This is a genomic window from Trichocoleus sp. FACHB-90, from assembly GCF_014695505.1.
GTDB classification, from domain to species: Bacteria; Cyanobacteriota; Cyanobacteriia; order Cyanobacteriales; family FACHB-T130; genus Funiculus; species Funiculus sociatus.
In genome coordinates this window covers 80,073-106,846 of record NZ_JACJOK010000052.1, presented here as the reverse complement: position 1 = coordinate 106,846, position 26,774 = coordinate 80,073, and the positions used below count along the sequence as shown (strand labels likewise).

Annotated in this window: 20 protein-coding genes; 9 read left to right on the top strand and 11 right to left on the bottom strand. The window is 46.1% G+C overall.

Going from position 1 to position 26,774, the window contains the following annotated elements; all coding sequences use genetic code 11:
- The first annotated feature begins 45 nt into the window (after positions 1-45).
- Complete coding sequence (leuS, locus tag H6F74_RS14965; RefSeq protein ID WP_190442444.1) at positions 46-2,610, top strand: leucine--tRNA ligase; 2,565 nt, start codon at positions 46-48, stop codon at positions 2,608-2,610.
- Positions 2,611-2,764: 154 nt separating this feature from the next.
- Here leuS and H6F74_RS14960 read toward each other — a convergent pair whose 3' ends face one another.
- The 3 genes from H6F74_RS14960 to psb27 form a co-directional block, all read right to left on the bottom strand.
- A complete protein-coding gene (locus H6F74_RS14960) occupies positions 2,765-3,490 on the bottom strand; it encodes a Uma2 family endonuclease (RefSeq protein WP_190442442.1) in 726 nt (241 codons plus the stop codon).
- Between the two features lie 82 nt (positions 3,491-3,572).
- A complete protein-coding gene (locus H6F74_RS14955) occupies positions 3,573-5,078 on the bottom strand; it encodes a family 10 glycosylhydrolase (RefSeq protein ID WP_242022099.1) in 1,506 nt (501 codons plus the stop codon).
- Between the two features lie 325 nt (positions 5,079-5,403).
- Positions 5,404-5,805, bottom strand: a complete 402-nt coding sequence (psb27, locus tag H6F74_RS14950) for a photosystem II protein Psb27 (RefSeq protein WP_190442439.1) — start codon at positions 5,803-5,805, stop codon at positions 5,404-5,406.
- A gap of 546 nt (positions 5,806-6,351) precedes the next feature.
- Between psb27 and H6F74_RS14945 the strand changes: the two genes are divergently transcribed.
- The 3 genes from H6F74_RS14945 to H6F74_RS14935 are packed head-to-tail and all read left to right on the top strand — an operon-like array spanning position 6,352 to position 13,144.
- Entirely contained in the window at positions 6,352-7,152 is an 801-nt protein-coding gene (locus H6F74_RS14945; RefSeq protein ID WP_190442432.1) for an alpha/beta hydrolase, read from the top strand.
- A gap of 53 nt (positions 7,153-7,205) precedes the next feature.
- Entirely contained in the window at positions 7,206-10,808 is a 3,603-nt protein-coding gene (locus H6F74_RS14940) for a response regulator (RefSeq protein WP_199301249.1), read from the top strand.
- A 2-nt stretch (positions 10,809-10,810) separates the two neighbouring features.
- Positions 10,811-13,144, top strand: a complete 2,334-nt coding sequence (locus H6F74_RS14935; protein ID WP_190442430.1) for a response regulator — start codon at positions 10,811-10,813, stop codon at positions 13,142-13,144.
- Between the two features lie 27 nt (positions 13,145-13,171).
- On the opposite strand, the gene H6F74_RS14930 is transcribed toward H6F74_RS14935, so the two are convergent.
- The 5 genes from H6F74_RS14930 to H6F74_RS14910 all read right to left on the bottom strand — a co-directional run bounded on the left by H6F74_RS14930 (position 13,172) and on the right by H6F74_RS14910 (position 18,637).
- Entirely contained in the window at positions 13,172-13,852 is a 681-nt protein-coding gene (locus tag H6F74_RS14930; RefSeq protein WP_190442428.1) for a hypothetical protein, read from the bottom strand.
- 59 nt (positions 13,853-13,911) lie between these two features.
- A complete protein-coding gene (locus tag H6F74_RS14925; RefSeq protein ID WP_190442467.1) occupies positions 13,912-14,868 on the bottom strand; it encodes a glycosyltransferase family 2 protein in 957 nt (318 codons plus the stop codon).
- Positions 14,869-15,493: 625 nt separating this feature from the next.
- Entirely contained in the window at positions 15,494-16,561 is a 1,068-nt protein-coding gene (locus H6F74_RS14920; protein WP_190442426.1) for an LOG family protein, read from the bottom strand.
- A 312-nt stretch (positions 16,562-16,873) separates the two neighbouring features.
- Complete coding sequence (gene trxA / locus H6F74_RS14915; protein WP_190423833.1) at positions 16,874-17,197, bottom strand: thioredoxin; 324 nt, start codon at positions 17,195-17,197, stop codon at positions 16,874-16,876.
- A 276-nt stretch (positions 17,198-17,473) separates the two neighbouring features.
- Positions 17,474-18,637: a GuaB3 family IMP dehydrogenase-related protein gene (locus tag H6F74_RS14910; protein WP_190442424.1), complete on the bottom strand. Its 1,164-nt coding sequence runs from the start codon at positions 18,635-18,637 to the stop codon at positions 17,474-17,476.
- A 66-nt stretch (positions 18,638-18,703) separates the two neighbouring features.
- On the opposite strand from H6F74_RS14910, the gene H6F74_RS14905 reads away from it, so the two are divergent.
- Genes H6F74_RS14905 through H6F74_RS14895 form a run of 3 tightly spaced genes read left to right on the top strand, consistent with a single transcriptional unit; the run spans position 18,704 to position 19,659 of the window.
- Positions 18,704-18,856 carry a hypothetical protein gene (locus H6F74_RS14905; protein ID WP_190442422.1) on the top strand — a complete coding sequence of 51 codons (153 nt, stop codon included), beginning with the start codon at positions 18,704-18,706 and terminating at the stop codon, positions 18,854-18,856.
- A gap of 2 nt (positions 18,857-18,858) precedes the next feature.
- Entirely contained in the window at positions 18,859-19,047 is a 189-nt protein-coding gene (locus H6F74_RS14900; protein ID WP_199301245.1) for a tetratricopeptide repeat protein, read from the top strand.
- A 45-nt stretch (positions 19,048-19,092) separates the two neighbouring features.
- Positions 19,093-19,659 (top strand): Uma2 family endonuclease, encoded by a 567-nt coding sequence (locus H6F74_RS14895; RefSeq protein WP_190442421.1) that lies wholly within the window; start codon positions 19,093-19,095, stop codon positions 19,657-19,659.
- A 46-nt stretch (positions 19,660-19,705) separates the two neighbouring features.
- On the opposite strand, the gene H6F74_RS14890 is transcribed toward H6F74_RS14895, so the two are convergent.
- The 3 genes from H6F74_RS14890 to H6F74_RS14880 form a co-directional block, all read right to left on the bottom strand.
- Positions 19,706-20,317, bottom strand: coding sequence for a hypothetical protein (locus H6F74_RS14890; protein WP_190442419.1), 612 nt, complete (start codon positions 20,315-20,317; stop codon positions 19,706-19,708).
- Positions 20,318-20,506: 189 nt separating this feature from the next.
- Positions 20,507-22,636, bottom strand: a complete 2,130-nt coding sequence (locus H6F74_RS14885; RefSeq protein ID WP_190442417.1) for a flotillin domain-containing protein — start codon at positions 22,634-22,636, stop codon at positions 20,507-20,509.
- A gap of 91 nt (positions 22,637-22,727) precedes the next feature.
- A complete protein-coding gene (locus tag H6F74_RS14880; protein ID WP_190442415.1) occupies positions 22,728-23,411 on the bottom strand; it encodes an OB-fold-containig protein in 684 nt (227 codons plus the stop codon).
- A 491-nt stretch (positions 23,412-23,902) separates the two neighbouring features.
- On the opposite strand from H6F74_RS14880, the gene H6F74_RS14875 reads away from it, so the two are divergent.
- Entirely contained in the window at positions 23,903-24,139 is a 237-nt protein-coding gene (locus H6F74_RS14875) for a hypothetical protein (protein ID WP_190442413.1), read from the top strand.
- 79 nt (positions 24,140-24,218) lie between these two features.
- Positions 24,219-26,738, top strand: a complete 2,520-nt coding sequence (locus tag H6F74_RS14870; protein ID WP_190442412.1) for an endonuclease MutS2 — start codon at positions 24,219-24,221, stop codon at positions 26,736-26,738.
- Positions 26,739-26,774 lie beyond the last annotated feature (36 nt).

Below are 26,774 nucleotides of genomic sequence, written 5' to 3'. Positions count from 1 at the left end.
ATTAGGAAAACGTAGACGATTAATGACCCAGTAGGAGTGCGATTTGTGGAGTCCCGATACAACCCAGCAGCAATAGAGGAAAAGTGGCAACAGACTTGGGTAGAACAAGGCTTAGATAAAACCCCCACAGACAGCAGCAAGCCAAAATTCTACGCCCTGTCCATGTTCCCGTATCCATCGGGCAGCCTGCACATGGGACACGTCCGCAACTACACCATCACAGATGTGATTGCCCGACTCAAGCGGATGCAAGGGTATCGTGTACTCCATCCGATGGGTTGGGATGCCTTTGGTTTGCCAGCGGAAAATGCTGCCATTGACCGGGGCGTTCCTCCGGCAGAGTGGACTTATCAAAATATTGCTCAGATGCGGCGTCAGTTACAGCAGTTGGGGCTTTCTATCGACTGGAGTCGCGAAGTAGCCACTTGTTCGCCCGACTATTACAAGTGGACGCAGTGGATTTTCTTGCAATTTTTCTCTCGCGGACTAGCTTATCAGAAAGAATCCGCCGTCAACTGGGACCCCATCGACCAGACAGTATTGGCAAACGAGCAAGTTGATAACGAAGGGCGTTCTTGGCGTTCCGGTGCCAAAGTTGAGCGCAAGTTGTTGCGGCAGTGGTTCCTCAAGATTACCGATTATGCCGAGCAATTGCTCAACGATTTGGACAAGTTGAACGGATGGCCTGAGCGTGTAAAGTTGATGCAGGCTAACTGGATTGGTAAATCTGTTGGCGCTTACTTAGAATTTCCGATTGTCGGGAAGGATGAAAAAATCGGTGTTTTCACTACCCGTCCTGATACTGTCTATGGTGTTACTTACGTAGTATTGGCACCAGAGCATCCTTTAACTACTAAGGTTACTACTCCAGAACGGAAAGCGGCTGTAGAAGGGTTTATTCAGGAAGTTTCCAACCAAACTGAGTTGGAACGTACTGCTGAAGATAAGCCAAAGCGCGGTATTCCTACAGGTGGTAAGGCGATTAACCCCTTCACTGGCGAAGAGATTCCGATTTGGATCGCAGATTATGTATTGTACGAGTATGGCACGGGCGCGGTGATGGGAGTCCCAGCTCACGATGTTCGGGATTTCAAGTTTGCTAATGGAAACGATTTGCCAATCAACGTGGTAATTGTGCGTGCTGATGCAGCTGATACACCCATAACTTTGAAAGAAGCTTACACCGAGCCGGGAGTTGTAGTTAATTCTGACATCTTCAATGGCATGGATTCAACCGAAGCCAAGTCAGCGATTATTCAATACGCCGAACAACAAGGTTTTGGGAAAGCGCGCATACAGTATCGCTTGCGAGATTGGCTAATTTCCCGACAACGCTACTGGGGTGCGCCTATCCCGGTCATTCACTGTCCCAAGTGCGGTATAGTGCCAGTCCCGGACGAAGACTTGCCAGTAGTATTGCCGGAAAATGTAGAATTTACCGGACGCGGTGCTTCTCCTTTGTCTGGGATGGATTGGGTAAACGTGCCTTGTCCGAGTTGCGGAACACAAGCAAAGCGGGAAACAGACACGATGGACACATTTATCGATTCCTCGTGGTATTTCTTGCGCTATCCCGACGCTAATAACGGGCAACAGGTATTCGACAAGGCGAAGACAAACGACTGGATGCCTGTAGACCAGTATGTAGGCGGAATTGAACACGCAATTTTGCACTTGCTTTACTCGCGCTTCTTTACTAAAGTGTTGCGAGACTGCGGCTTGCTGAATTTTGACGAACCCTTCCAGCGCTTGCTAACTCAAGGCATGGTTCAGGGTATAACTTACAAAAATCCTGAGACTGGTAAGTATATTCCAGCGGCACAGGTAAAAGATCCGACAGCACCAAAAGACCCGGAAACGGGTAAACCGTTGGAAGTCTTCTATGAGAAAATGTCGAAGTCGAAGTACAACGGTGTAGATCCGTTGGAAGTTCTCGGCAACTACGGCGCAGATACGGCGCGGATGTTTACCTTGTTCAAGGCACCTCCGGAAAAAGATTTGGAATGGGATGATGCTGACGTTGAGGGACAATTCCGCTTTTTAAATCGTGTGTGGCGTTTGGTTGCGGAGTTTGTCAGCAGTCAGTCGTCTTCACAACAAACAACGGACAAGGGACAACTAACAAAACCCGAAAAAGATTTGCGACGAGCAATTCACAATGCTATCCAAGCTGTCACAGAAGATTTAGAGGGTGAATATCAATTCAATACAGCGGTTTCTGAGTTGATGAAGTTAAGTAATGCTCTTACTGATGCCATCTGCAAAGATTCTCCGGTGTATGCGGAAGGGATAAACACTTTGATTTTGTTAATGGCACCTTTTGCGCCTCACATTGCTGATGAGTTGTGGAATTTAGGTAACACTGAGTCAGTACACTTGCAAACCTGGCCTAACGTTGACCTCGATGCCTTGGTGGTTGATGAAATTACTCTGGTGATTCAGATTATGGGCAAAACTCGCGGGGCGATTCAAGTGCCTGCTGATGCTAGTCGGGAGGCTTTGGAGAAGTATGCCCGTGAGTCAGAGGTGGCTTTGAAGCATATCCAGGGTAAGGAGATTAAAAAGGTAATTGTGGTGCCTGGAAAGTTGGTTAATTTTGTGGTGGCGTAGGTATAGGGTGAAAGCACCCGGCTGAGCCTGGAAACGAGAAAAGTCCTCTTCCAGCTCATTCCCAGGTTCAGTCTGGGAATGAGAACTTATGCTTGACAATAAGTTAAAATTGTGGTAAATGGGAAATTAACCAATAATATTAAAAGCGATCGCTCTAAAGCCCTTCGAGATCGATGCCTCGCTCTTGTAACTTAGCCATTAATTCGGCAAGCTGCTGTTCAGCCCTGTCAGCGCGTTGGCGTTCAGCTTCAGCGCGTTGGCGCTCCTGTTGAATAACATTCTCTGGTGCCGGGAAACGGTTAGAGTTGGAATCGTACCAGTACAGCCACTCGCGGCTAAAACCATCATGCGTCCCAGGTTCGCACCCAATCCCTAACTGAATTTCCGGCATCCAAACTGGATTGCTAAACTGTCGAATATAGACCCCATTTTCTAACCGATAGACTTCAAAAGAATCGTGCTTGTCTCGCCGATAGTAGTCTGGGTTGTAGATGACGTAGTACAGCACCCCTATCTGGGAATACTTGGTCATCTTGTCGTCATATTCCCCGCCTTTGGTTTGGGAAACAAATTCAAAGACCAATTGGGGGACAACCTGTTCTTGCCAAATTACATAACTTAGCCGTCCGCGATCGCTCTTGCGTCGTGGCACACCTAAACTGAGGAAGCCATCTGGTACAATTGCAGACTCCTTGAGGTCATAGTACACTCCCATATTCACCCCAAAAAACCAATCCATGCGCTCTGCCCACAGCAGTGATAGGATGGCTCTCAGCAGAAACGGAATGATTATTTGGAATTCGTTATCCACAGGGGTATCGTCAGAGTCTGGCAGATCCTCTTCTGTGGGAAGGTACTGCAATGGGTTGTACTGTACCATAAAGACTTCCCGATAAGCTTAATTGCTTGGATCTTAACAAAGCTGGTATTCGTTCCCAGGCCGCAACCCAGGAACGAATAACTTAGCGGGAACCGCAGAATTTGCGATCGCGATCTACTTCCGGTTCTTGCCAGGAGAAGGCAAAATGGCTCACTGCGTTAATTTGTGGCGTTCCAGAGCGAATTGCCTGCATCTGCTCTTCTAGCGATGGGCGAGAATTGTACGACTTTCCCCACGCTCCCGCCAAGACTGGTTGAATCTGAGTTCCCGGCGGTGCCTGACTCAAGACTCGCTGAACTTGGGAGACAATGCAGTTGGTGCTGCCGCAGGTTCCGTAGGACATTGGATGCCACTCCATAGAAGCCGGAAACCGATCCCAAGGCTGTATTCTGGAATCATAACCTGCCCGCCCGATTGGTTGATTCCCCTCTGGGAAAAATACCGCCCCACTGGTAATTCCTTGCCTAGTCGCAGGCTGGCTGGCTAAATTTATAAAATCCAGAACGCCTTGAGCAGCGTGGGCAACACTCAATTGCCACAGCTCCCATTGCAGCAATGGTTGACGCTGACCAGCGGTGGCTTTCATTTCCTCATCTGGGGGTTTGCGTCCCTGCCAAAGCGGCGATCCTTCTTGCGGGTAAAGCTTATCCACCTCGGCAACATCACCCGCACGAATAAAGCCTTTTGTCAAGTAACGCTGAATTAAATCTCGTCCCTTATTGTTAAGGGCGCGTTGATACAAAGCTTCTCGCGCACCGTCTCCATAAATCCACAAGTCTTGGACTTTGGTAACTACGGAGCTGGCACCTGCCTGCCGTGGATACCGAATGTAGTCAAAAAGTACCCCATCTGGACGACGGCGAACCACCGCCTGCACCAGATCGTAATAATCTCGTTTGGCTAGGGGGTTGTAGGGATCGATGAAGACTTGAGAGCCATCCTCGACAACCGAGGAACTGGTCTGTCCCTTGCCGTCACGAGCTAAAACCTCTTGGCGATCGCTTCGCTGAGAGTAGGAGTAGCCGAAGTTCATGCTAAACATCCAGGCGTAAACTTTCAGCCCCCGCTCACGCCCTTTGTTAATTGCTTGTGCTAATAAGTCAACTTTTTCTGCACCAGGGCTTCGGACTACGGAAGGCCAAGGAGTGCGGTTTTCGGCGACGGGCAACAACACCTGACCATCAGCAAAGGCTTCCACATAAACTTGGTTGTAGCCTCGGTTAACCAGACGATCCATAAGTTCATCGAGGGCACCCTGACGGATATCGCATGGGTACAGGCGTAGCCAAATTGCCTGAGTGCGAGGCCAGGTTTGAGAGCGACATTGCTGCAAACGCTCTGCGTGTTTTTTCAAGAGCGTTTTGTAGCGGCTTTGAGCATCTGGGTTTCCCTTTAAGGCTGCCAAGCGCAGGCTTTCTTTTTCTGCGATCGCATCTGCTGATAATTGGCAATATGCCTTTGTTTGAGCTTCGGCTGGTTGTAAACCTAACCACGGATTGACAAGACTACTACTTGTCAGCACTGCCGCGACCAAGCCGCGATAGAGACGCCGCCACTGTTGCGGCAACTTTAGCGATGCCTGAGTCAAGGACTTCCTCCTATACACCAATTTCATTGAACTGTTATATGTGTCTGTTTATCAGACGAAAGGTGAGAAATAAGGTGTCATCATTCCCCTTTCACTGAAAGAGCATCATAACAGCACTTTTTGATTCACTTTATACAGATTTTGGAAAAGTTTTTCCGAGAAATATAAGCATTTAGTAGATATGCACCTATAAGCAGGCAGCCCTAGCTGCCGCGTCTTACCTGTTTCAAGCACTGCGGCGATCGCTTCAAGTGTATAAAGACTCTCATGCTCTCATGCAAAAAAAGAATACTTCATTTTTTCCTTCTGCATGAGAGCCTTTACTTCAAGATCCTCGTCTGAGAGAGAGTTCCACCTGCTGGAACTCTTGCTCTAAGCGATTCTTGAGTTTTTCCGGCAAAGGACGGTTAGGATAAGAACTGTAATGACCTGCAAGGGAGTTCAAAGCGGTTCGCATAGTTGTGAACGAACTCAGCTTGGTGACAGAGCTATCCCGCCGATAGCGCGAGGCAAAATCATTAATTGTCTGACGCGCTTGTGCCTGAGCTGCTGCCTTGTCTGGTGTACCTTCTGGTAATTCAATTGCTGTTCTCAAATTTTGCAACAATGCCAATGTATCAGAGCGGTAATCTCCACTCAAGCCGACTGCGCTGTTTGAGGAACAGCCCGTCATAGCGATCGCAAAAACTAAAACAATGGCAAGCAGACGTGATAAATAGCGCTTCATAAGTATTTTTCGCCAAACGAGATAGAAAAGCAAAATCAGAGTTAATCCTATCCCGAATTGGAGTCATTAAAATTTTAGATTTGAGATTAGTCCTGCTGGTTTACGGAAGGTGCTTGCTATATATAGCGTTTCTCAGTTGGGTGAAATATATCGCGGTTCTGACCTTCGGGCTACCTTGCTAGGGACATGGCCATGTCCCGACAGATGTATCGCACCCACGCCTAGAATTGGTATAAGCCTGCCATCAGGTGAACCTGCGGCGAGGTGTGAGGGGTAAAGTCAACAGAGCTATCGAGCAGCTGCTATGCTTTGCCTTTGGTATTTGGAAGTTTTATCATAGAAGGATCAATAATTCTTAAACTTTTGGAACTTTAGAACATAGTGCTTGTTTTTCAAGCTATTCTCACCTCAAAGAAACTGGGTGCTGTATAACTTTTTGATGCCCTCCGTTAGCTATTGATGCTTTGAGGGAACTATAATATATGACTTTTTTTCAGTGAGCATTTTTGGCGCGTATTTAAAGATTGGAGACAGGAGTCCCGACCGATGGCAACTAGCATCATGCAGCGGAATAATGTCAATATTGTGGGTCAGGGCGATCGCACAATCATCTTTGCCCACGGATTCGGCTCCGATCAGACCGCGTGGAAACACCAGGTAGCAACCTTTTCGTCTGATTTTCGGATCGTACTGTTCGACCATGTAGGCGCGGGTAAGTCAGATTTTGGAGCTTATAGTCCGCGCCGCTACACCAGTCTATACAGCTATGCAGAAGATTTGCTGGATCTGTGTGCCGAGTTAAAGCTAACTAAGAGCATCCTGGTTGGTCACTCTGTTAGTGGAATGGTCAGCTTGCTGGCAGCATTAGTAGAGCCTGATTGCTTCAGCCAGCTGGTTTTTCTCGATGCCTCTCCCCGTTATCTCAACGATATGGGATATTACGGCGGCTTCGAGCAGTCTGATTTGGATGCGCTTTATGAATCCATGTCAACCAACTACTATGCTTGGGCGGCTGGCTTTGCTCCTATAGCAATGGCTACCCAGGATCAACCTGAGTTGGCGGCAGAATTTGCTAAGACCCTTGCGGCTGTCCGTCCGGACATTGCCCAAGCCGTCTCTCGCGTGATTTTCCAGTCTGACCACCGAGAAGAATTGCCGCGATTAACTGTACCAACGGTGATTCTCCAGGCGAGTGACGATGTGGCTGTGCCAACCCAAGTCGGTCAGTATCTGGCAGATAAAATTCCTAAAGGTAAGCTGGTGAACATCAACGCCAAGGGACACTTACCGCATATCAGCGCCCCCGAAGTAGTAACGAATGCGATCGCTCTTAGCATAGCTGCGTAATACTTAGGTTGAGACTTGTAACGCTTTGACTTTTTTAGCTAAATATTGTAGAAATGCGATTCGCATCTCTACCATTCAAAATCCAAAATGGCATAAGCGTTACTCGTTGCCATATGCCGCTAGATGCCGCACCTTTCCCCATGTTTCCCCGCTTAATAAATCGTCTTTGGTCGCCGTTACTGCTGCGTCCTGCTCCTGAGTGGCTACCGACATTTAGACCAGCCTTACTATGGCTAACCCTCTTTCTTGTCGGCTTAGGCATGGGATCGGGATGGACACCCGGACAGCTTTTTGCCCCAGTCATCTTGACATTATGCACGCTGTCACCGCTAAAAAGCTGGCGCGTTGCCCTATCGGTTGGGCTTATGACCCTAGCCGTAGCGCTGCTGCGCGATCTAGGGCTGTTGCGTCAGTCAATAGAACTGGGTAGCGCGGCTGTATTAGGTACTAACTTTGGCTCTTTTCTGCGAGGCATCGAGTGGCGGTTGGCTTCTCAATCTCTGCTGGCTAAACTCACCGATGATCAGACAAATGCTACACCCGATAAGCTGCTTGAGCAAGCCCTGGAGTTACTGCACTCCTTAACTCGTGCAGATGCAGCGATCGCGCTACGCCAACTCGATGATGTCACCGCTGAAGCCTTAGTATGTATACCTCCAAAGGCTCTCCCCAATCAAGTGACAACTCCCAGCTTGTTTGCAGAGGCACTAGCGCAAAACTGTTGCCTCTACTATACAGACTACAAAGCAACCCCCGGCGCATCTCATGTCTTATTAGCCCAAGGCACTAAGTCATTAGCTATACTCCCACTCCAACCTACCCTTACTTCAGATAAGACGGGAGCATTCCGGGGTGCTATCCTACTGATTTGGCATCGTCAAACTGACATTTCTTCAAATCTGCGCCAATTTATCGAGTCATTACTTGGCGAGTTAGGCACCCTGATCAAGTTCTGCGATACTACCTTAAACCTGGATAAGTTACAGGCACGCTTTGGTGCCATGCTAGAAACAATCCATCAAGGAGTAGTTTTTGTTGACGAGAGTGGCGAACAAGGCTGGGTCAATCAAGCAGCCGCCGAACAACTGGAACTTCCTCCCGGCGCTGTAGAACCACCAGCGATCGCGCAAGCAATGGCCATATTGCGTACCAGCGCTGATAATCAAGCGGAAATTATGGCACTGGCGGCGCAGTTTTTCTCCCAACCTCAAGCGGTAATTCGTAACTGGAACTGGGTTTTTAATAAACCGCAGCCCAAAGTTTTGAGTCTTTCTAGTACGCCAACTAAGGTACGCGATGTACCCGGTCGTTTGTGGATATTAGATGATATTACTGAGCGTTATTTCGCACGACAAGCGCTAATTGAACGCACCCTGGAATTATCCGAGGCGAATCAGGAACTGGAAAAAGCAAAAGCTGCTGCTGAGGAAGCAACTCGCATCAAGAGCCAATTTTTAGCCAATATGAGTCACGAAATCCGTACCCCAATGAATGCCATCATTGGTATGACGGGTTTGCTACTTGGTACAGAACTAACCGAACAGCAGCGTGATTTCGCGGAAACAACTCAGAACAGTAGCGATGCGTTACTAATGCTAATTAACGACATCCTCGACCTCTCTAAAATTGAGTCAGGGAAACTGGAGTTAGAAGAACATTCTTTTGTTCTTAGAAATTGTGTTGAAGAATCTCTTGATTTAGTAGCTTTTAAAGCAGCAGAAAAAGGTATTGAATTAGCCTATTTAATTCATCCTGAAGTCCCTACATCAATTGTGGGTGATGTGACTCGATTACGCCAAATATTAATAAATTTACTGAGTAATGCGGTTAAGTTCACACAGACAGGAGAAGTTGTTCTGTCAGTGGTCAGTCGTCCGTTGTTAGTTGACTGCGAATTGTCAAGTTCTCTTGAAGCCGTATCAGGTTCTAACAACTTGACAACGTTAACGGACAACAAACAAAAATACGAAATTCAATTTGCTGTCACAGACACAGGAATTGGTATTCCCCCAGACAGAATCGACCGTCTTTTCCAGTCATTCAGTCAAGTGGATTCTTCCACAACTCGCCAGTATGGAGGAACAGGGCTAGGTTTAGCAATAGGTAAACAACTGTGCGAAATAATGGGCGGTCAGATGTGGGTCGAGAGTAAAGGCGCGATCGCTGGAAATCCTCCTAAAGATTTTACATTGACTGGGGGCTGGGGACTGGGGACTGGGGAAGAGGGGAAAGTGGGTGAGTTACCAATTCCCAATTCCCAATTCCCAATTCTCCACCATCTAAAATCGATTGGTTCTACCTTTTATTTCACCATAGTTGCTGCATCATATCCCCATTCGGCACTCATTGGTAGTAAGAATTTACCACCTCGGTTGAATGGTAAAAAAGTGCTGATTGTAGATGATAATGCTACAAACCGGAAAATTTTAAGGCTACAAACGCAATCTTGGGGAATGCTAACCAAAGAAGTTGAATCAGGCTTTCAAGCTTTGGAATTGCTAAAGTTAGGGGAAGCATTTGATATGGCAATTCTGGATATGCAGATGCCACAAATGGATGGTATGACTTTAGCGGCAGAAATTCGCCAACTGCCTAATTACGAAAAATTGCCCTTAATCGTATTGACCTCTATCAATAGGTCAGAAATAACTAATCCTGTCTCTGGAACTGTAGATTTCGCAGCTTTCCTAACTAAGCCAGTAAAACAATCCCATCTCTATAATGTATTAGGCAATGTTTTAGCGCAACAGCCTATTCAAGTAAAGCATTCTCGCTCTAACATGCCTCAGATAAATTCCCAACTAGGGGTAGAGTTTCCCCTAAGAATTCTGTTAGCTGAAGATAATATAGTGAATCAAAAGGTAGCTTTGCAATTACTAAAACAAATTGGCTATCAAGCAGATATCGCTAACAATGGATTGGAAGTATTAGAAGCTTTACGCCACCAGTCTTATGATGTGGTGCTGATGGATGTGCAGATGCCAGAAATGGATGGCTTGAGTGCAACTCGCCGCATTGTTGAGGAATGGTGCAAAGATCGCCCTTATATTATTGCGATGACAGCCAATGCCATGCAAGGCGATCGCGAAGAGTGTCTGAATGCAGGCATGGACGACTATGTTAGCAAACCCATCCGGATAGAAGCACTGATTACAGCCCTAAGCAAGTGTCAACCTAAAGAAGCTGGGGACTGGGGACAAGAGACTGGGGACAAGGGACTGGGGACAAGGGACTGGGGAGAGGCGGAGAGTAAGAATTCCCAATCCCCAATCCCCAATCCCCAATCCCCAATTCCCAATTCCCCCAATGCCATTGATGCCAAGGTAATGCAATCATTCCGCAAAATGATTGGTGAAAATTCCGGCTCGATTGTAGCTGAGATGATTGATTGCTACCTTGAAGATACGCCAAAACTAATCAGCGCGATCGCAACAGCACTCCAACAAGGAAATGCTACACAATTGCGACAAGCAACCCACACTCTCAAATCAAGCAGCGCCACACTAGGAGCAATAACCTTCTCCAATTTTTGTAAAGAATTAGAAATAATCAGTCGTAGTGGTAATACTGAAAGTGGAATAGAAAAATTGCCTCAGCTGGAAACTGAATATCAAAGGGTCAAAGCGGCTTTGCAAATAGAACGCCAGCAGAATTAGTAATGAACAGCACCGAACAAAATAAAGATACTCCCCTCATCCTCGTCGTAGACGACGACAAATTCACGCGGATTCAACTTCGCCTAGCGATGGAACAAGCAGGGTATCAAGTAGTAGAGGCGGGTGACGGGGAAGAAGGGTTGTCCGCCTACACTCGCCTACACCCAGATATTGTGTTGTTAGATGCCATGATGCCAGTTATGGATGGCTTTACCTGTTGTCATCTACTAAATACACTTCCCAAAGATAATTCGGCGGCGCGAGGCGAGAATACACCCGTACTAATGATCACTGCCCTTGACGATCAAGAATCAGTCGATCAAGCATTTGAAGCAGGTGCCATCGATTACATCACCAAACCCATCCACTGGGCAGTTCTGCGCCAGCGTGTACGTCGTCTCCTGCAAGCTAGTCGCGCAGCAGCCGAATTACAACAGCAGACTGAACGCACGCGACTAAGCGAGGAGCGACTGAGATTAGCCCTGGAAGCCGCCCAAATGGGTAGTTGGGACTGGGACATCGAAAACGGCAAAGTTGTTTACTCTTCTAACACTGAAGCGAGCCTGGGGCTTGCTCCCGGATCATTTGGAGGCACCTATGAAGGCTTTCTAGAGAGCGTTCATCCTGAAGACCGAAATTTAGTAACTCAAGCTGTGCAACGCGCCCTAGAGCAAGGTGCGAACTACGATATTGAATTCCGCGTTATTTGGACTGACGGTAGCCTTCATTGGGTGGCAACCAAAGGTCAAGTTTATTACGACCAAACAGGCTCCGTGCCAGTGCGGATGACCGGAATTGATATGAATATCACCGAACGCAAGCACTCAGAACAGAAAATTCGCGAACAAGCTGCTCTACTGGATATCGCCACAGACGCTATTATTGTGCAAAATCTAGAAAACCAAATCTTATTTTGGAGCAAAGGTGCTGAGCGTCTATACGGTTGGAATAAAGAGGAAGCGCTAGGAAAAAACACCAATCAGCTTTTGTACAAGCAAACTCCATCCCAACTGCAAGAATATAGCGAAATTTTGTTCGCCTATGGAGAGTGGTATGGTGAGTTGCATCAACTCACAAAATCCGGTCAGGTAATTATTGTCGAAAGTCGCTGGACTTTAGTGCGCGATGACCAAGAGAAACCAAAGGCAGTTTTAATTGTCAACACTGACATCACAGAGAAAAAACAACTAGAAAGGCAGTTTCTCCGAGGGCAGCGTCTGGAGAGTTTAGGAACTCTTGCTAGTGGCATTGCCCACGACTTGAATAATGTGCTGGCACCTGTTCTGATGTCAGTTCAACTGCTGCAGCTAAAACTCCAAGACGAACAAAGTAAACACCTACTTTCTATATTAGAAACTAATACTAAACGCGGCGCTGATTTGGTCAAGCAAGTGCTGTCATTTGCGAGAGGAATCGAAGGTGAGCGTACAACTATTCAAGTAGGGCATCTAATTCTTGATCTGAAAAAAATTGTCCAAGAAACTTTTCCTAAATCAATCCAACTCTGTACTGATATCCAGACAAGAGAGCTTTGGACTGTCTCTGGAGATGCCACACAACTGCATCAAGTGTTAATGAATCTTTGCGTCAATGCTCGCGATGCTATGCCAAATGGCGGGATTCTAAATATTTATGCTGAAAATATTATTGTTGATGAAAATTATGCCCGAATGATCGCGGGTGCCAAAGTTGGTTCCCACATTGTTGTTACTGTCTCAGATACTGGAATGGGTATGTCTTCTGATATTTTAGATAGAATTTTTGAGCCGTTTTTTACGACTAAAGAGCTTGGCAAAGGTACGGGATTGGGGCTTTCAACTGTTCTTGGGATTGTCAAAAGTCATGGCGGTTTTATAAACGTATATAGCGAAGTTGGAAAAGGGACAGAGTTTAAGGTCTACTTGCCAGCAGTCCAGGTAAAGCAAGTGCAGCAAGTGGAAAAAGATGAATCTAAACTGCCTAATGGGCAAGGAGAGTTGATTCTTGTTGTTGATGATGAAGCCTCAATTGCTGAGGTTACTAAAACATCGCTGGAAACATATGCTTATCGAGTCTTAACTGCTAGTGATGGAATTGAGGCAATCTTAGTGTACGCGCAGCACAAAGAGGAAATTAGTGTTGTATTACTCGATATGATGATGCCTTCTATGGACGGGCCAACAACTATTCGCACTTTACAAAAAATTAATCCACAAGTTAAAGTTATTGCTGTCAGTGGGTTAGCATCTAAGGAGAGAGTTACTGAGGTGGCTCACTTGGGGATTAAAAACTTTTTGTCAAAACCCTACACAACACAACAGTTGTTGCAATCTTTAAATGAGGTGATTAGCAGGTAATATAAAACTCCTAATTCTCGCCTGGTTCTATCCTTTTAAAACACGTATCCCATACTTCCCATGCAAGATTTCCTCGCAACATACGTGCCAAAAATAAAAGGTAATATTAATTATTCCTAATAATTTAGTTCCGTCTTCTAACATTGCCGGAGTTCCCTGTCCTTTGATGGGTAGGACATCTACTATGCAAGAAATAGCGAACAGCAAACCACCAACTAGCAACAGAATATAGGGTGTCGATAGGAGTCGGCGCCGGAAGAGAAAGCCATAAGCGATCGCACCCACACCATAAACTAAGTACATCACTATTTTAGGTACACCAGCGGTTCCATTCAAAATTAAGGTGATCCGAAACAGATCGTCGGCTAGTAAAGCAAAAAGCCCAATCGCAGAACACAGGATAAATAAATTTCCTTTGCGCTTGGGATGAATACTTTTTAGCAAGCTAAAACTGAATAAACAGGTTGTAGCTCCTATACACCATATAATTTCAGAAACACTGGTTAAGAAGCCGTAGTATGGCCGGTTTATAGAAAAGGGATCTGCAAATATAAATTCGATTGCTCGACCTTTTCCCCATAGTTTGGCGTAAATTGACAAAGCAAAAAACAATAATACAGTCAAACCATTAAATATGATAATAAAACGATCTGCTGCTATTTGCTTCTTACTTTCTTGCCAAAGTTTCTTAAATAGGGGAATTTGCATTTTTCTTGGAATCAATTCACCTATTTAAGATAGCCTACCGCTTACGGAACGTCTACAACTTATGTAGACGCTGTGATGTATGGTATAACTTCTTGCCGCACATATTGAGACTGACGCTTGATTTTTTTGGAATAAACAACTCTTGCTAAAGAAGTCCAGGCTACAGGTGAAAGTAAAGCTGGATATCCCATTTTCAAAGCTGCGCCGACTTTGCCCTGCTTTAAACTTACCAGGCTCCAATGTAGCTTAAGAAATGCTTGAATTTCTTTAAGTTTCGGTATGGATGAGCGATATTTTTCATTGACTAACGGGTAGATTCTTTCTTTAATTAAAATATTTGTTTCTAACCGTTTTTGCAGAGAAAACTTCTGATTGCAGCCACCGGGCCATAATGTGCGGAAGGTGAGATACTGATTGACAAAGGCGGCATCACCGTACTGAGCAATTTTTACCCAGGAGTCGATGTCGTCGCAGTTTCCATCTAAGGTTGAATCCCAACCTCCTGACTGGCGAAAGGCTTCTTTTTTGAAAGCAACTTGGACTGGTGTACCAAAAGGAACTACTTCCATGAGCATTCCATAGTGGATGTCCTCTTGTGGCACGTAAAACACGTTGCCTGGGCCACTCGGTTTTGTGCGGGTGACTTCTTCGCCATTGACATCAACTTGAATGGCTTGGCAAGAGCAAATAACTGCGCCTGGACGTTGCGCGATCGCTCTGGTCATTTCCTCAATGCAGTTGGGTGCTAGATAGTCATCGTCATCCAACAGTTTGACCCAATCTCCTTTTGCCACCTCAACCCCAGTATTTACTGTGACAGAGTGACCGCTGTTAACCCGGTTGCGGTGATAAACAACGCGATCGCCCAGACTCTGAACGTATTCTTGGGTACCATCCGATGAACAGTCATCCGCTACCACAACTTCACAAGGCAAGGTTTGGGCTAGTGCCGATTCAATTGCCCGCCGCAGGAACGGTAAACGGTTGTAGGTAGTGATAACTATGCTAAATTTCATCATTAGAGAGCATCTCCTGGGTTGTTATCGAGTCACTTTATATTTCGCTAATAGAGCGATCGCATTTTTTTCTTACAACCGCAACTTATATCTCACATTTTGTCAATCCGTTATTTCCCTTTTTCATCCCTTAGACTGATGAATTTACTGATTTTTTTATGGGTGTTTTTACCAGAATCAGCCTTTAGACAGACAATAAATTCTTAATTTCTCCGTGTAACTACTTATCTTAGACCACTTTTTTAAAGAATTTATCAAGTTGGCTTAAAGATCAAGTAAAAATACTAATTCCTTTTTTAAAGCTCGTGTGAAGATTCACGGCAAATATGAAGTATCGGAAAGCTGGCTAATGACAACTTTCCGATAAGTTAAATTTTAGGATAGAAATAATACCACTAAATCAGCAATAAAGCATTGGTAAAATTACCAATGCTGCCCGCAGAGCATTTCGGGAATTGCGCTTAGGGCTTACGCACTGAGAACCAGGAAATCAATTTCCTGGCTGAAAGCCCAAGTCAGTTGAAACTGACTAAAAAACCTCAAACCAACCCATTTCAATGGGTTTGAGCTTTGAGCCGGAACTTTAGTTCACGGCAACTGCGTAAGTCCTGGTGCTAACAAATTTTTACTTGCGTTCTGGATGCGCTGCTACTGGTGAAGGAGTTCCCAGACGGTTAATTACGGCAATCATCTGATACAAGCGACCAAAATCCCGCTGGTTAAAGTACAAAACCAGGCGAGGCAGTTTTTCAGTTCCATCCCCTGTCTCTTGAGGTAATACCTGAGTTTTTTCAATTTGTCCCTTCACTAAGATGTCGCTGAAGTCTGCATTCAGCTGTTCAACATCTGCATCCGATAAATCAGTCTTGAGGCGAATGACAAATCTCCCTTCTACATAACGGCTGGAGTGATAAACCCGATAAAAGCTATTAATTGCCTCGCACGCCACATCTAAATTATCTGTAATCGTGTAGAGACTAGGATCGTTTGGACTCACCAAACCTGTTTTAACTAAATGTTCGCGAACATAAGCATCCCAAGCTTTCCAGTAGTCGCCACCGGGACGGTCAACTAAAACGACAGGAATGGGGCCAGACCTTCCGGTTTGGCAAAGCGTTAAACATTCCAACGCTTCATCTTGGGTGCCAAAGCCACCGGGAAAGAGTGCGATCGCATCGCTTTCTCGCAGAAAAAACAGCTTTCGCGTGAAAAAATACTTAAAAGGAATTAGCTTAGGGTCGCCCTCAATAAACGGATTTGCTCCCTGCTCAAAAGGCAGCTGAATATTCAACCCAAATGAATTTTCAGCTCCAGCGCCTTCATTTCCCGCCTGCATGATGCCCCCACCAGCACCGGTCATCACCATGTAACCCGACCCAGTCACGCGACGAGCAAAATCAGCAGCCATGCGGTATTCTGGACTATCCGACGAAATCCGAGCCGAACCAAAAATCGTCACCTTGCGGACGTGTCGATAAGGATAAAATACTTGAAATGCCCGCTCCATATCTTGCATAGAAGCGCTCAAGATTTTCCAGTCCAGGCGATCGATCTCCTCCCCAGCCAATCGCACCAGTAATGTCAGGGCGCGTTGTATCCATTTTCCATGTTTCAGGTTCGGCAGATTGTTAATTAGTTCAGCTACGTCTGCCTGAAGCGACTCAAGCGCATCGGAAGGAGGAGTTATCGTCATAAATTCTTGCTTCAAGGGCGGCATTCTATTGTAGCTAGATTCGCGTCCCCAGAGCAGATATGGTATCTCTCTATACGAGTTAATACCAGGAATTTTCCTTTTGTGAACTGTACACAAATGGAGTACCTAAAAAATAAAGCCCCATTTTTTCCAAAAAAAACGGGTTTTTAGCTTTTGCATATCTTTAGTTAAGAGAAACCATCAGCCAAGACATCCAGGCAGGATGAAACAGCTGATGTCATAAGGGCATAATCTCCGAAAATACAGACAACTATATTCGCGGCTTATCAGTGTTTTGCCCCTAGAGAGCGGTTATAGATACTTTTCCAAAGTATTAGCGAGAGTGGTTTTAGGAACCGCACCCACTACCATATCAACCCGTTGACCGCCTTTGAAAATCATTAAAGTAGGAATGCTGCGAATTCCGTACTGGCTGGCGACGTTAGGATTCTCATCGGTGTTGAGTTTCACTACTTTTATTTGACCGTCGTACTGCTGAGCAATTTCATCGACGACAGGAGCCACCATCCGGCAGGGGCCGCACCAAGGGGCCCAAAAATCTACTAAAACGGGAACTTCACTGTCAAGTACTTCTTGCTTAAACGAGGCGTCTGTAACTTGTGCGGCTGCTGACATCCCTAGAAATCCTTGGCTTAAATTTTTCTTATTTCATAGGCAATTCTATCATAGTGAAAACCGACATTCTCTCCCTCAAACCGTATACATTTAGACATAAATTATTCCTGCCCCAAATAAGGAACCGCCCGAACAGTAGTCCGGGCGGAGTGTGGTGTGAGGAGTGAACGGAAACATGCGTCTCCGCTTTCTCTATTCTAGACGACAGCTTTAGTTTTTCCCGTACTCTGGTGTTGAGTCCGGAAAATTTTCTTGCCCAAAAACTAGGCTTTAAGTTTATTTACCCATGCCCAACTGCTGCGCTTTCTGATAAAGTTTGCCTTCAGTTAGCAAGGAGGGCGCGATCGCTACCTCCACTTGCTGCATTTGTTTGAGGTCTTTGGCTCCTAAAGTACCCATACTGGTTTTCAAAGCTCCCAGCAGGTTATGAGTGCCATCATCCAGTGCAGCCGGGCCGCGAAGGATCTGTTCGCAAGTGCCTGTAGTGCTTACGCGAATGCGAGTACCACGAGGCAGAATCGGGCTTGGCGTTGCCATTCCCCAATGATACCCCCTTCCGGGTGCTTCTTTTGCTCTGGCAAACGGAGAACCAATCATCACCCCGTCAGCACCGCAAGCAATACACTTGCAGATGTCGCCGCCAGTGATTAAACCGCCATCGGCGATAACGGGGACATAATTGCCAGTTTCGTTGAAATAGTCATCGCGGGCAGCCGCACAGTCCGCAACAGCAGTTGCCTGCGGCACTCCCACGCCCAAAACGCCGCGAGAGGTACAAGCCGCGCCGGGGCCAATTCCCACCAACACGCCAGCCGCACCAGCCTTCATTAAGGAGAGAGCCACATCGTAGGTAACGCAATTGCCCAAAATCACTGGCATGGGCATTTCTAAACAGAATTGCGCCAAATCCAAGGGAGTTATCGACTCTGGCGACAGGTAAGCGGTAGAAACCACAGTGGCTTGCACGAAGAACAAATCTGCACCAGCCTTCGCTACAACCTCGCCGTACTTAGTTGCCCCTGCTGGGGTAGAACTTACTGCTGCAATCCCACCTTGACTTTTTATTTCTTCTATGCGTCGCTGGATTAATTCTGGTTTAATCGGTTCGGCATAGAGTTCTTGCATCAGCGCAACAAACTCTTCTTTCCCGACTGAGCTAATGCGCTCTAATATCGGCTCTGGGTTTTCATATCGGGTTTGGATTCCCTCTAAGTTGAGGACACCCAAAGCCCCCAGTTGAGACAGCAGAACTGCCATGCGGACATCTACTACCCCATCCATCGCGCTAGCGATAATTGGGATTTCTCGCTCAATACCCCCGATGCGCCAAGTCGTATCTGCCAAACTGGGGTCTAGGGTTCTATTCCCTGGTACTAGCGCAATTTCGTCGATTCCATAAGCTCGACGAGCTGTTTTACCCCGCCCAATTTCAATATCCACGCTTCTTCCCGTTCCCAAGACTATTTAAGTTAGGGTATCAAATTCGATGGGTAGTTTGTTCTGGAGGTGAGGTTAAGATTTCCGGTTAGGGTAGAGCGATCGCGTCGGATACTGACTGACAAAGGATGGAAGAAAATTTGGGATGCGATCGCTTTATCGCTTCCTGACGGGCAAACGATTCAAGCCATATCAGAACAAACTGGCCTTCAGAATCAATAGAATTGCTGGATAAAATAGGCGCTAAATGTGACTTAGCTGAAGCTTACTATCAACTTGCATTAACTTATCAACAAATGGGGGATGCTGAGAAGAGTCAGACAAATTTTCAAGAGGCGATTCAACTCTTTGAGGAAATGGAAACACCCAAGCAAGTTGAGAAAGTGCGACGGACGATGGCAAGTCGTGAGTAGGGGAGGGTCAAGTTATACTTAAAAACAAAGGAAGATGAACTAAAGATGATAAGTTCAACCATTGAATCAACCGAGGCTAAAGTTAGCGAATCTACCCACATTTCTCTAGAGGAATGGATGCAAAGTCCACCTGATAATACAGAATGGGTGGATGGGCAATTAATAGAAAAAAAGGGCATGACAGCAAAGCATAGTCGAACTCAAGCCAGACTAGCCGCTTACTGGATAAATTATAAGAATTCCAGTAATCAGGGTGGAGAAGTTTACACTGAAATATCTTGTCGCACAGTGGGAAGGGGGCGTTGTCCTGATGTAGCCTACCTGACACCAGAACTTGTAGCACAATTTGGGGAAGACTTTACTGTATTACCTCAAAGCTTTCCGCTGATTGCTGAAATAGTCTCTCCCACTGATGATGCTGAAGAAGTATTTACTAAGGTAAATGAATATCTACAATCTGGTTGTCAGGAAGTCTGGCTAGTATTGCCTGAAAGTAAGTGGATTGTCGTAATTACTCAAGAGCAAAGATTTTTATTTACTACGGGTGAATTGGTTAGCACTCAAAAGGTTTTACAAGGTTTTAGCGTGGCGGTTGATGAATTATTGGCTTGAGGTGATGGAACGCGATAGCTTTGCGATCGCATTCTCAAAAAAGCGCTCAGCACCGATTGTTTTGTTCAAAATTCACACCGTTAATGCGCCGCAGTATTTTGTCATCCTTACCCAATACCCGCATTTGGCAGCTATGATTAGCTCCTGGTGATATTAGGACAAAAACACCGTTAGTGGGTTCGTCGCGCAGAATCTTCCCGTTATCAAAGGTTATTTCGACAGCCGCGACTTCTGGCGAGAGTAGCTTACCGTAAGTGAGCGCGTAAGTCTCACCTGTTTCATCATTCAAGTAGTTGCTGCCTCCATACCATACCAGTTCCTCTGGCGGTAACTGTGGGCGATCCAGAAAGAATTCAGCGCTGCCATTACCAATCTGTTCCCAGCCACTTCCTTTACTGACAAGCACGCTGTAACCAAGTATCTGTGGCGGCGCTTGCTTGCGATCGCTGCTGGGGCAGATGGCGCTATAGAGTACCACTACACCCTGCGACCATTGGCGGGTACCCAGTACGCGAAAGTCTTGAGCTTGGGTTGTGGGAGAGGGACAGAGGTTATTTTGGCGTATAACTTGTTCTGGGGTGGCTGCCACACGCTCAGAACTACAGCTAGAGGCGAAAAGCGCCAGCAACCCTATTAGGGGGAGGATTAACCGTTTCATTGTCGTGTGGCTGGATTCGCCTGGGTAAAATTCTATTCAAACTTGGCTCAATTGTTCGTGAGTGGCATCTTCCCAAAGTAGAGTGCGTATGCCAGTCCTTCTCGGACAAGAAGACCTAAACGCCTTCCCAATTACGGAAAAGAGACGCGATATATCGCGTCTCTACAGGAGAGGGGTTGGAAAGAGGGTTTAACTGATTTGCATACCGTCTTGGTTATTATTTTGGCTTGGCTTTTCTGCTGAGGAGATCATTGCGGTGAGAGCTTCTGGCGGGATGCTGCCGTTGTTGCTACGAACCAGATTACTAACTTGACCAATTAACGAACCTAATTTGCCATCTTCTAGCAAGGTGTTAATTAAGGCTAAACCGCTGGTGGATAGTAACATTTTGTTGATGTCACCGGCACCGTTGCCGTTGCTGCCATTGGCACCAGGAAAGGAGTAAATTCGGGCATCGCCGATAACTCCTGGTTGAGGTGCCAATGCCTTGACAATTTCTGGCAGTTTATCTGCTAAATCGGGCCAAATTGTGGTGATAATCTTGGCAGTGAGGTTAGCGTCACTAATCGTATTTTGGGCAGAAATTTGCGCTTGAATACCTTCAGCTTCGGCTAAAGCTTTGTCGCGGTTAGCATCTGCTAGGGTGCGAATTGCTTCGGCTTCTAGCTCTGCTGCTTGTTGGGCAATTTCGGCTTGCCTTCTGCGTCGGAAAGCGTCAATTTCGACAACGTTGCGATCGCTAATACTCTTCTCTTGGGCTTCTCGTTCGGCGGCAATAATGGAAAGCTGTTTGTCCCGTTCAGCTTTTTCAACTGCACTTGCCGTTGTCACAGATGATTCTGCCTTCGCTTTTTGTGCTTCAGCAACAAAGCTTTCGCGTTTTTTGTTGGCGACTGCGATCGCTACCTCTTCTTGGGCAATTCTTGACAGTTTTTCTGACTCCGCTACCTGCACTTGCGCTTGCAATTTCGAGGATTCTACTGTCTGTAGACGAATAATTTCCGCCATTTCTGCTTCTTGTTTTTGCAGTGTTTGCGCCACCTTGAGTTGTTTATTGCGTTCTTCCAGAGAAATATCTGCCTCAATTTGGCTTTGTTGGACTGCCAGTTTTTTGTTGATTTCTTCCTCTTGAATGATGCGCCGACGGGTTATTTCCGCAACTTCCGCTTCTTGTTTTTGCAGTGCTTGCGCCACCTTGAGTTGTTTATTGCGTTCCTCTAGGGAAATATCTGCCTCAATTTGGCTTTGCTGTACTCCCAATTTCTTGCGAATTTCTTCTTCTTCAACGGATTTAAGCTGCAAAATCTTGGTACGCTGCACTGTTGCTGCTTCTCTGTCTCTGGATTCTTGGATTTCCCGCTGTTTCTGAGCTTTGAGTGCTTCTACTTGCAATTGTTGCTCTTGTTTGGCGTTCTCTTTCTCTTGCTCAATTTGGAGCGATCGCTTTTGGGCATCCAGTTCTTTCTGCTCAATGGTAACTTGAGTTGTTAATTCAACTTCTCGTTTTTGCTGAATCGAGCGTTGAATTGTTTCAGTCCGCAGTCGCACACCTTGAGCATCGAAGAAGTTATTCGTATCGTAGGTATCGCTTTCTTCAATTTCTGAAATCGCAATATTGTTCAGCGTCAAACCTACTTTTTTCAAATCTTGCTGAACTAAATTTAAAACGGCATCAGCAAACCCAATCTTGTCTGAATCAATCTCGGCTAAACTCTTATTTTTCGCCGCTGCCCGAATCGCATCGTCCGCCCGTTTTTCCAGGGCATCTTTAATATCTTCCGGCGTAATTTTTCCAGCTCTAGACAGCCTAGCCGCCGCCGTTAAAACATCTTGTTCATCGGCATTGATGCAGACGTAGAAAGTCACCCGCATATTTGCCCGCAGGTAATCTTGGGTACGAACAGCCAGCTTCCCTGTACGTTCAACATCAATGGAAATTTCTCGCAAAGGGACACGGGTAAGCTGATGAAATCCTGGCAGTACAACGCAACCGCCATAGAGAATGACGGATTTAGTTTTAATGAAAACTCCGCCAGTTCTCACAAAAGCTTCGTTGTTGGGTGTAACAACATAAACTCGCGTATACGCCCAAATGCTCAACAGCAGTAAAAGAACCAAAGCGGCAATAATTCCAGGGAAGACAATGCCGCTACCTAGTTGGGCAACTGTAGGCTGTACTGGAAGTGGTTGGAGTGTTTGAGCGAATAGATTTGATTGCTCATTCAGGGGAATATTTTCCTCTGTTTGCAACTCGGTAGGTGCTAATTCAGAGGCGTTAGCAATCGGTAGTGATTGGATGAAAGTAAGCCAATATAGCATATTCTTGATTGGTAAAAAGGTGATTTACTGGATAAGGAGGCAAAGCCTCTTTAACTTCATTACCAGTCGCACACTGGGAAGGAGAAATATTTTACTTACGTGAATTTTCAAGCCAATGTTCTTGATCCAAACTATCTTTGGCGACCACTAAATAGTATTGTTCCCAACGTTCAATCACTAAAACTTTTTCTCCCCGTCGCGGGAGAACGTTTGCCCAATTAGGTAAAGTGGCGTTAATAGTAACGAGATTTCGCGCTGAATCAATTACATCTACTTGACCAATTTTGTTTCGGTGCTGGTGGGGAATAAAGCCAGAACTCACTGTACCAATGCAGCCAATCAAGCGATCGCTACTGGCATCTTCCCCAAAGGAAGCAAAAATTTTCCCCAAAGGTCGAGCAATCAACCCCCCCAGAAACAGGCTAATAGCCATTGAACCTAATAACACCACTCCCCCTAATCCAAAAAAACGGTGGGGGATGCCACCTGTGAGGCTGCCAACCCAGACATTGAGCATCCAGCCGATGACACCCCAGAGGCTAAAGTCAGTTCCTAATAATAGAATTAGCGGTGCTTTGCCAATGCCTAACCATCCCAATATTTCCAATCCGCCAAATTCACCCTCTGCGTCAGTGTCTACGTCAGCATCTACATCTACGTCAGCATCTACATCTACGTCAGAGTCTCCTCCACCAGAAACAATCACTAATAGGAACAAAAGAACTCCCATCCCTAGGAACATCCAGTAGGGTAAGTTAGCTGGGTTGAACAGCATAAATACTTAGTATTGTTGAATGAGTTGCGCTGGCACTTAGATAGCTACAAGACTTATGCACAAAATCCATAAACGAGAAGTTTGTTCTTGAGCTTCATTAACCAACTGAGCTGTTGACTACACTTTTATAATCCCTTCAGATATATCGGCTATTCGGCTCACTGTTTGACTCAGTTGTTGGCTCACTGGTTTTTCTATGCTCCATCTGCGTCACTCGTCACAATGAGATTCTTCCTTTTGGCTGTTGTATTCTTACTAACTTAGGTAAAACAACTCCCAGCCTAGCCGCGATGTCAGGGAAAACAGGAAAAATTAAATCTTTTTTAATGTCCTCTATCCAAAGAAGGAATTAAAAGTTGTTAGAGAGAGAAATTTTATCTCCAGCACCGTTCTAAAGATAGAAATAAGTCAAAAGAACCTTATTTAATTAGGTAGATGCGTGAAGGAAAAGCTTGGCATAGCTTGAAAAAATTATCTTCATCAGGAACGCCATGTTTGCATCTACTACTGGAAAAATCCCAGCCGGGAAAGATTCCCAGCTCGCCATGCCTATGAGGGAGCGCGACTTGGAAGCACTTACAGAAATATTTGATGACTTGGACACAGAACAGGCAGAAAATCTTGATGAAGCGATCGCTACTGCCTCTACCCCAACTCCCCTGCAACCTTGGGAGGAAATCGGGTGGGTGTTGTTCCAAGCTCAGGACTATGAATGGCAATTTGCTTGACGGCAATCATTGCGGCTGGCTCGTTCTATAGCTTAATCACAGCTTAAAATTGAATATATATAAGCACTTTTTTTAAGCTTTGATTCAATCTGAGACGCTCGAACTACTAGAATGGCCCCGCCTGTGCCAGCATCTGTCAACCTTTGCGGCAACTAAGCTGGGGGCTTTCGCTGCAACCCATCTGCAAATCCCCACTGCTCAGTCTGAAAGTCTGCACCTCGCCGCCCAAACTCAGGAAGTCTACCAACTGGAAAATCGCTTGAGGGCTGGTTTGACATTTGATGGAATTAGTGACATAGGCGATTCTTTAGAAAGGGCGGAACTTCAGGGACTTTTGGCTGGGGAAGAGTTGCTGGCGATCGCAACAACTCTGGCGGGAGTCCGGCGACTACGCCGCATTATCGACGATCAAGAAGATGTGCCAGTGTTAAGTGAGCTAGTCGCCGACATCCGCACCTATCCAGAAATAGAGCAGGAAATTAACCGCTGTATTGATGAGCGAGGAGACGTAGCAGATAGGGCGAGTGCCAAACTGGGTGGCATTCGCATCCAGATGCGGCAATTGCGCGATCGCATTTATCAGACATTGCAGGGAATTTTGCAGCGTCAAAGCAATGCAGTACAGGAACCGACTATAAAACAGCGGGGCGATCGCTTTGTGATTTCTGTCAAAGCACCCCAAAAAGATGTCATTCCCGGTATTGTCCATGACACCTCTAGCAGCGGTGCAACGCTGTTTATTGAACCAAATGCGATCGTGCAGCTGGGAAATCAATTGCGGCAGGTACGACGGCAAGAACAAGCTGAAGAAGAAGCCATTCGCCAAGCTTTAACTCAACAAGTGGCAGCAGTTAAGCCAGATTTAGAGCAGTTGTTGGCAGTGGCAACCACTTTAGATTTGGCAACAGCTAGAGCCAGATACAGTTATTGGTTAGAAGCAAATCCAGCCAAATTTATCGAACGTGATGCAGGCGAACCCATCACCCTGCGCCAGTTGCGTCATCCTCTTTTGGTGTGGCAGCAGCGACACGAACAAGGCAGCGCAGTTGTACCAGTGGATTTACTGGTTCATCCGCAAATTCGGGTAGTAACTATTACCGGGCCTAATACTGGTGGTAAAACCGTGACCTTGAAGACCCTAGGATTAGCAGCACTGATGGCGAAGGTGGGGTTATTTGTGCCAGCCAGAGAGCCAGTAGAATTGCCCTGGTTTGACCTAGTTTTGGCTGATATTGGGGATGAGCAGTCACTGGAACAGAGTTTATCTACCTTTTCCGGTCATATTCGCCGCATTAGCCGGATTTTAAAGGCGATAAGTAATACAGTAACTGAGGAAGAACAAGAATCCCCAATCCCCAATCCCCAATCCCCAATCCCCAATCCCCAATCCCCAATCCCCAATCCCCAATCCCCAATCCCCAATCCCCAATCCCTAATTTTGCTCGATGAAGTCGGTGCGGGTACAGATCCGGCGGAAGGAAGTGCATTAGCGATCGCTCTTTTAAAATATCTGGCAAATACCGCCCAACTGACTATCGCCACCACCCACTTTGGCGAACTCAAAGCGCTGAAATATGAAGACGAACGCTTTGAAAATGCCTCCGTAGAGTTTGACGATCGTACCCTCAGCCCTACATATCGGCTATTATGGGGAATTCCCGGACGTTCCAACGCGCTGACAATTGCCCGACGTTTGGGACTAAATCCGGAAATTGTCGAAGATGCTCAAAGTTTGGTGGGTGGTGCATCCGAAGACATCAACCAGGTGATTGCTGGACTCGAAGCACAACGCCGCAGCCAAGAAACCAAGGCGCAAGAAGCTCAAGAGTTGTTGCAACAAGCAGAACGTTTCTATCAAGAAGTTTCGCGAAAAGCAACAAATTTGCAAGAACGGGAGCGGGATTTGAAGCTTTCGCAAGAAAGAGCAGTAGCGGAAGCTTTAAATCAAGCCAAGGGAGAAATTGCCCAAGTAATTCGGCGTTTACAGCAAGGGAATGCTACCGCTCAAGATGCCCAAGGTGCAACCAATGCCTTGAATCAAATTGCCGAACGTTATATCCCACCATCGCCGCCACCCAAACAAAAACCAGGGTTTAATCCCAAAAGTGGCGATCGCGTCCGCATTCCTCGCTTAAATCAAACCGCCGAAGTGTTGACTAATCCAGACGAAGATGGAGAATTCACTGTCCGCTTCGGGTTAATGAAAATGACCGTGAAGCTGGAAGATATTGAATCTCTGGATGGTCAAAAACCGGAACAGCTAGTCAAGAACAAGGAACAGAAACAAAGTCAAGCCAAAAACCAAAATCCAAAATCTGATTCCCAAACCCCAACCCCCAGCCCGAAGCCAGTAATTCGCACTTCTCAAAATACTATCGATATTCGGGGTAGTCGAGTAGCTGATGCAGAAGTAGTGATAGAGAAAGCGATCGCTAAAGCAATGGAGTCTGGCTGCCTGTGGATAATACACGGCAAAGGAACCGGAAAATTACGAGAAGGAGTCCACGAATTCTTGAAACAGCACCCGCAAATCGAGAGTTTTTCTTTAGCTGGCACATCAGAGGGCGGCACAGGTGTCACAATTGCGTATATTAAATAGCGTTAAGAGCTAATGGCTAATTGTTATAGCCATTAG

Bases quoted from the DNA above. Each gene is read 5' to 3' on its own strand.
- H6F74_RS14960 (WP_190442442.1), bottom strand. From the start codon at position 3,490: ATGGTACAGTACAACCCATTGCAGTACCTTCCCACAGAAGAGGATCTG.
- psb27 (WP_190442439.1), bottom strand. From the start codon at position 5,805: ATGAAGCGCTATTTATCACGTCTGCTTGCCATTGTTTTAGTTTTTGCG.
- H6F74_RS14945 (WP_190442432.1), top strand. From the start codon at position 6,352: ATGGCAACTAGCATCATGCAGCGGAATAATGTCAATATTGTGGGTCAG.
- H6F74_RS14940 (WP_199301249.1), top strand. From the start codon at position 7,206: ATGCGATTCGCATCTCTACCATTCAAAATCCAAAATGGCATAAGCGTT.
- H6F74_RS14935 (WP_190442430.1), top strand. From the start codon at position 10,811: ATGAACAGCACCGAACAAAATAAAGATACTCCCCTCATCCTCGTCGTA.
- H6F74_RS14930 (WP_190442428.1), bottom strand. From the start codon at position 13,852: ATGCAAATTCCCCTATTTAAGAAACTTTGGCAAGAAAGTAAGAAGCAA.
- H6F74_RS14925 (WP_190442467.1), bottom strand. From the start codon at position 14,868: ATGAAATTTAGCATAGTTATCACTACCTACAACCGTTTACCGTTCCTG.
- H6F74_RS14920 (WP_190442426.1), bottom strand. From the start codon at position 16,561: ATGACGATAACTCCTCCTTCCGATGCGCTTGAGTCGCTTCAGGCAGAC.
- trxA (WP_190423833.1), bottom strand. From the start codon at position 17,197: ATGTCAGCAGCCGCACAAGTTACAGACGCCTCGTTTAAGCAAGAAGTA.
- H6F74_RS14895 (WP_190442421.1), top strand. From the start codon at position 19,093: ATGATAAGTTCAACCATTGAATCAACCGAGGCTAAAGTTAGCGAATCT.
- H6F74_RS14890 (WP_190442419.1), bottom strand. From the start codon at position 20,317: ATGAAACGGTTAATCCTCCCCCTAATAGGGTTGCTGGCGCTTTTCGCC.
- H6F74_RS14885 (WP_190442417.1), bottom strand. From the start codon at position 22,636: ATGCTATATTGGCTTACTTTCATCCAATCACTACCGATTGCTAACGCC.
- H6F74_RS14880 (WP_190442415.1), bottom strand. From the start codon at position 23,411: ATGCTGTTCAACCCAGCTAACTTACCCTACTGGATGTTCCTAGGGATG.
- H6F74_RS14875 (WP_190442413.1), top strand. From the start codon at position 23,903: ATGTTTGCATCTACTACTGGAAAAATCCCAGCCGGGAAAGATTCCCAG.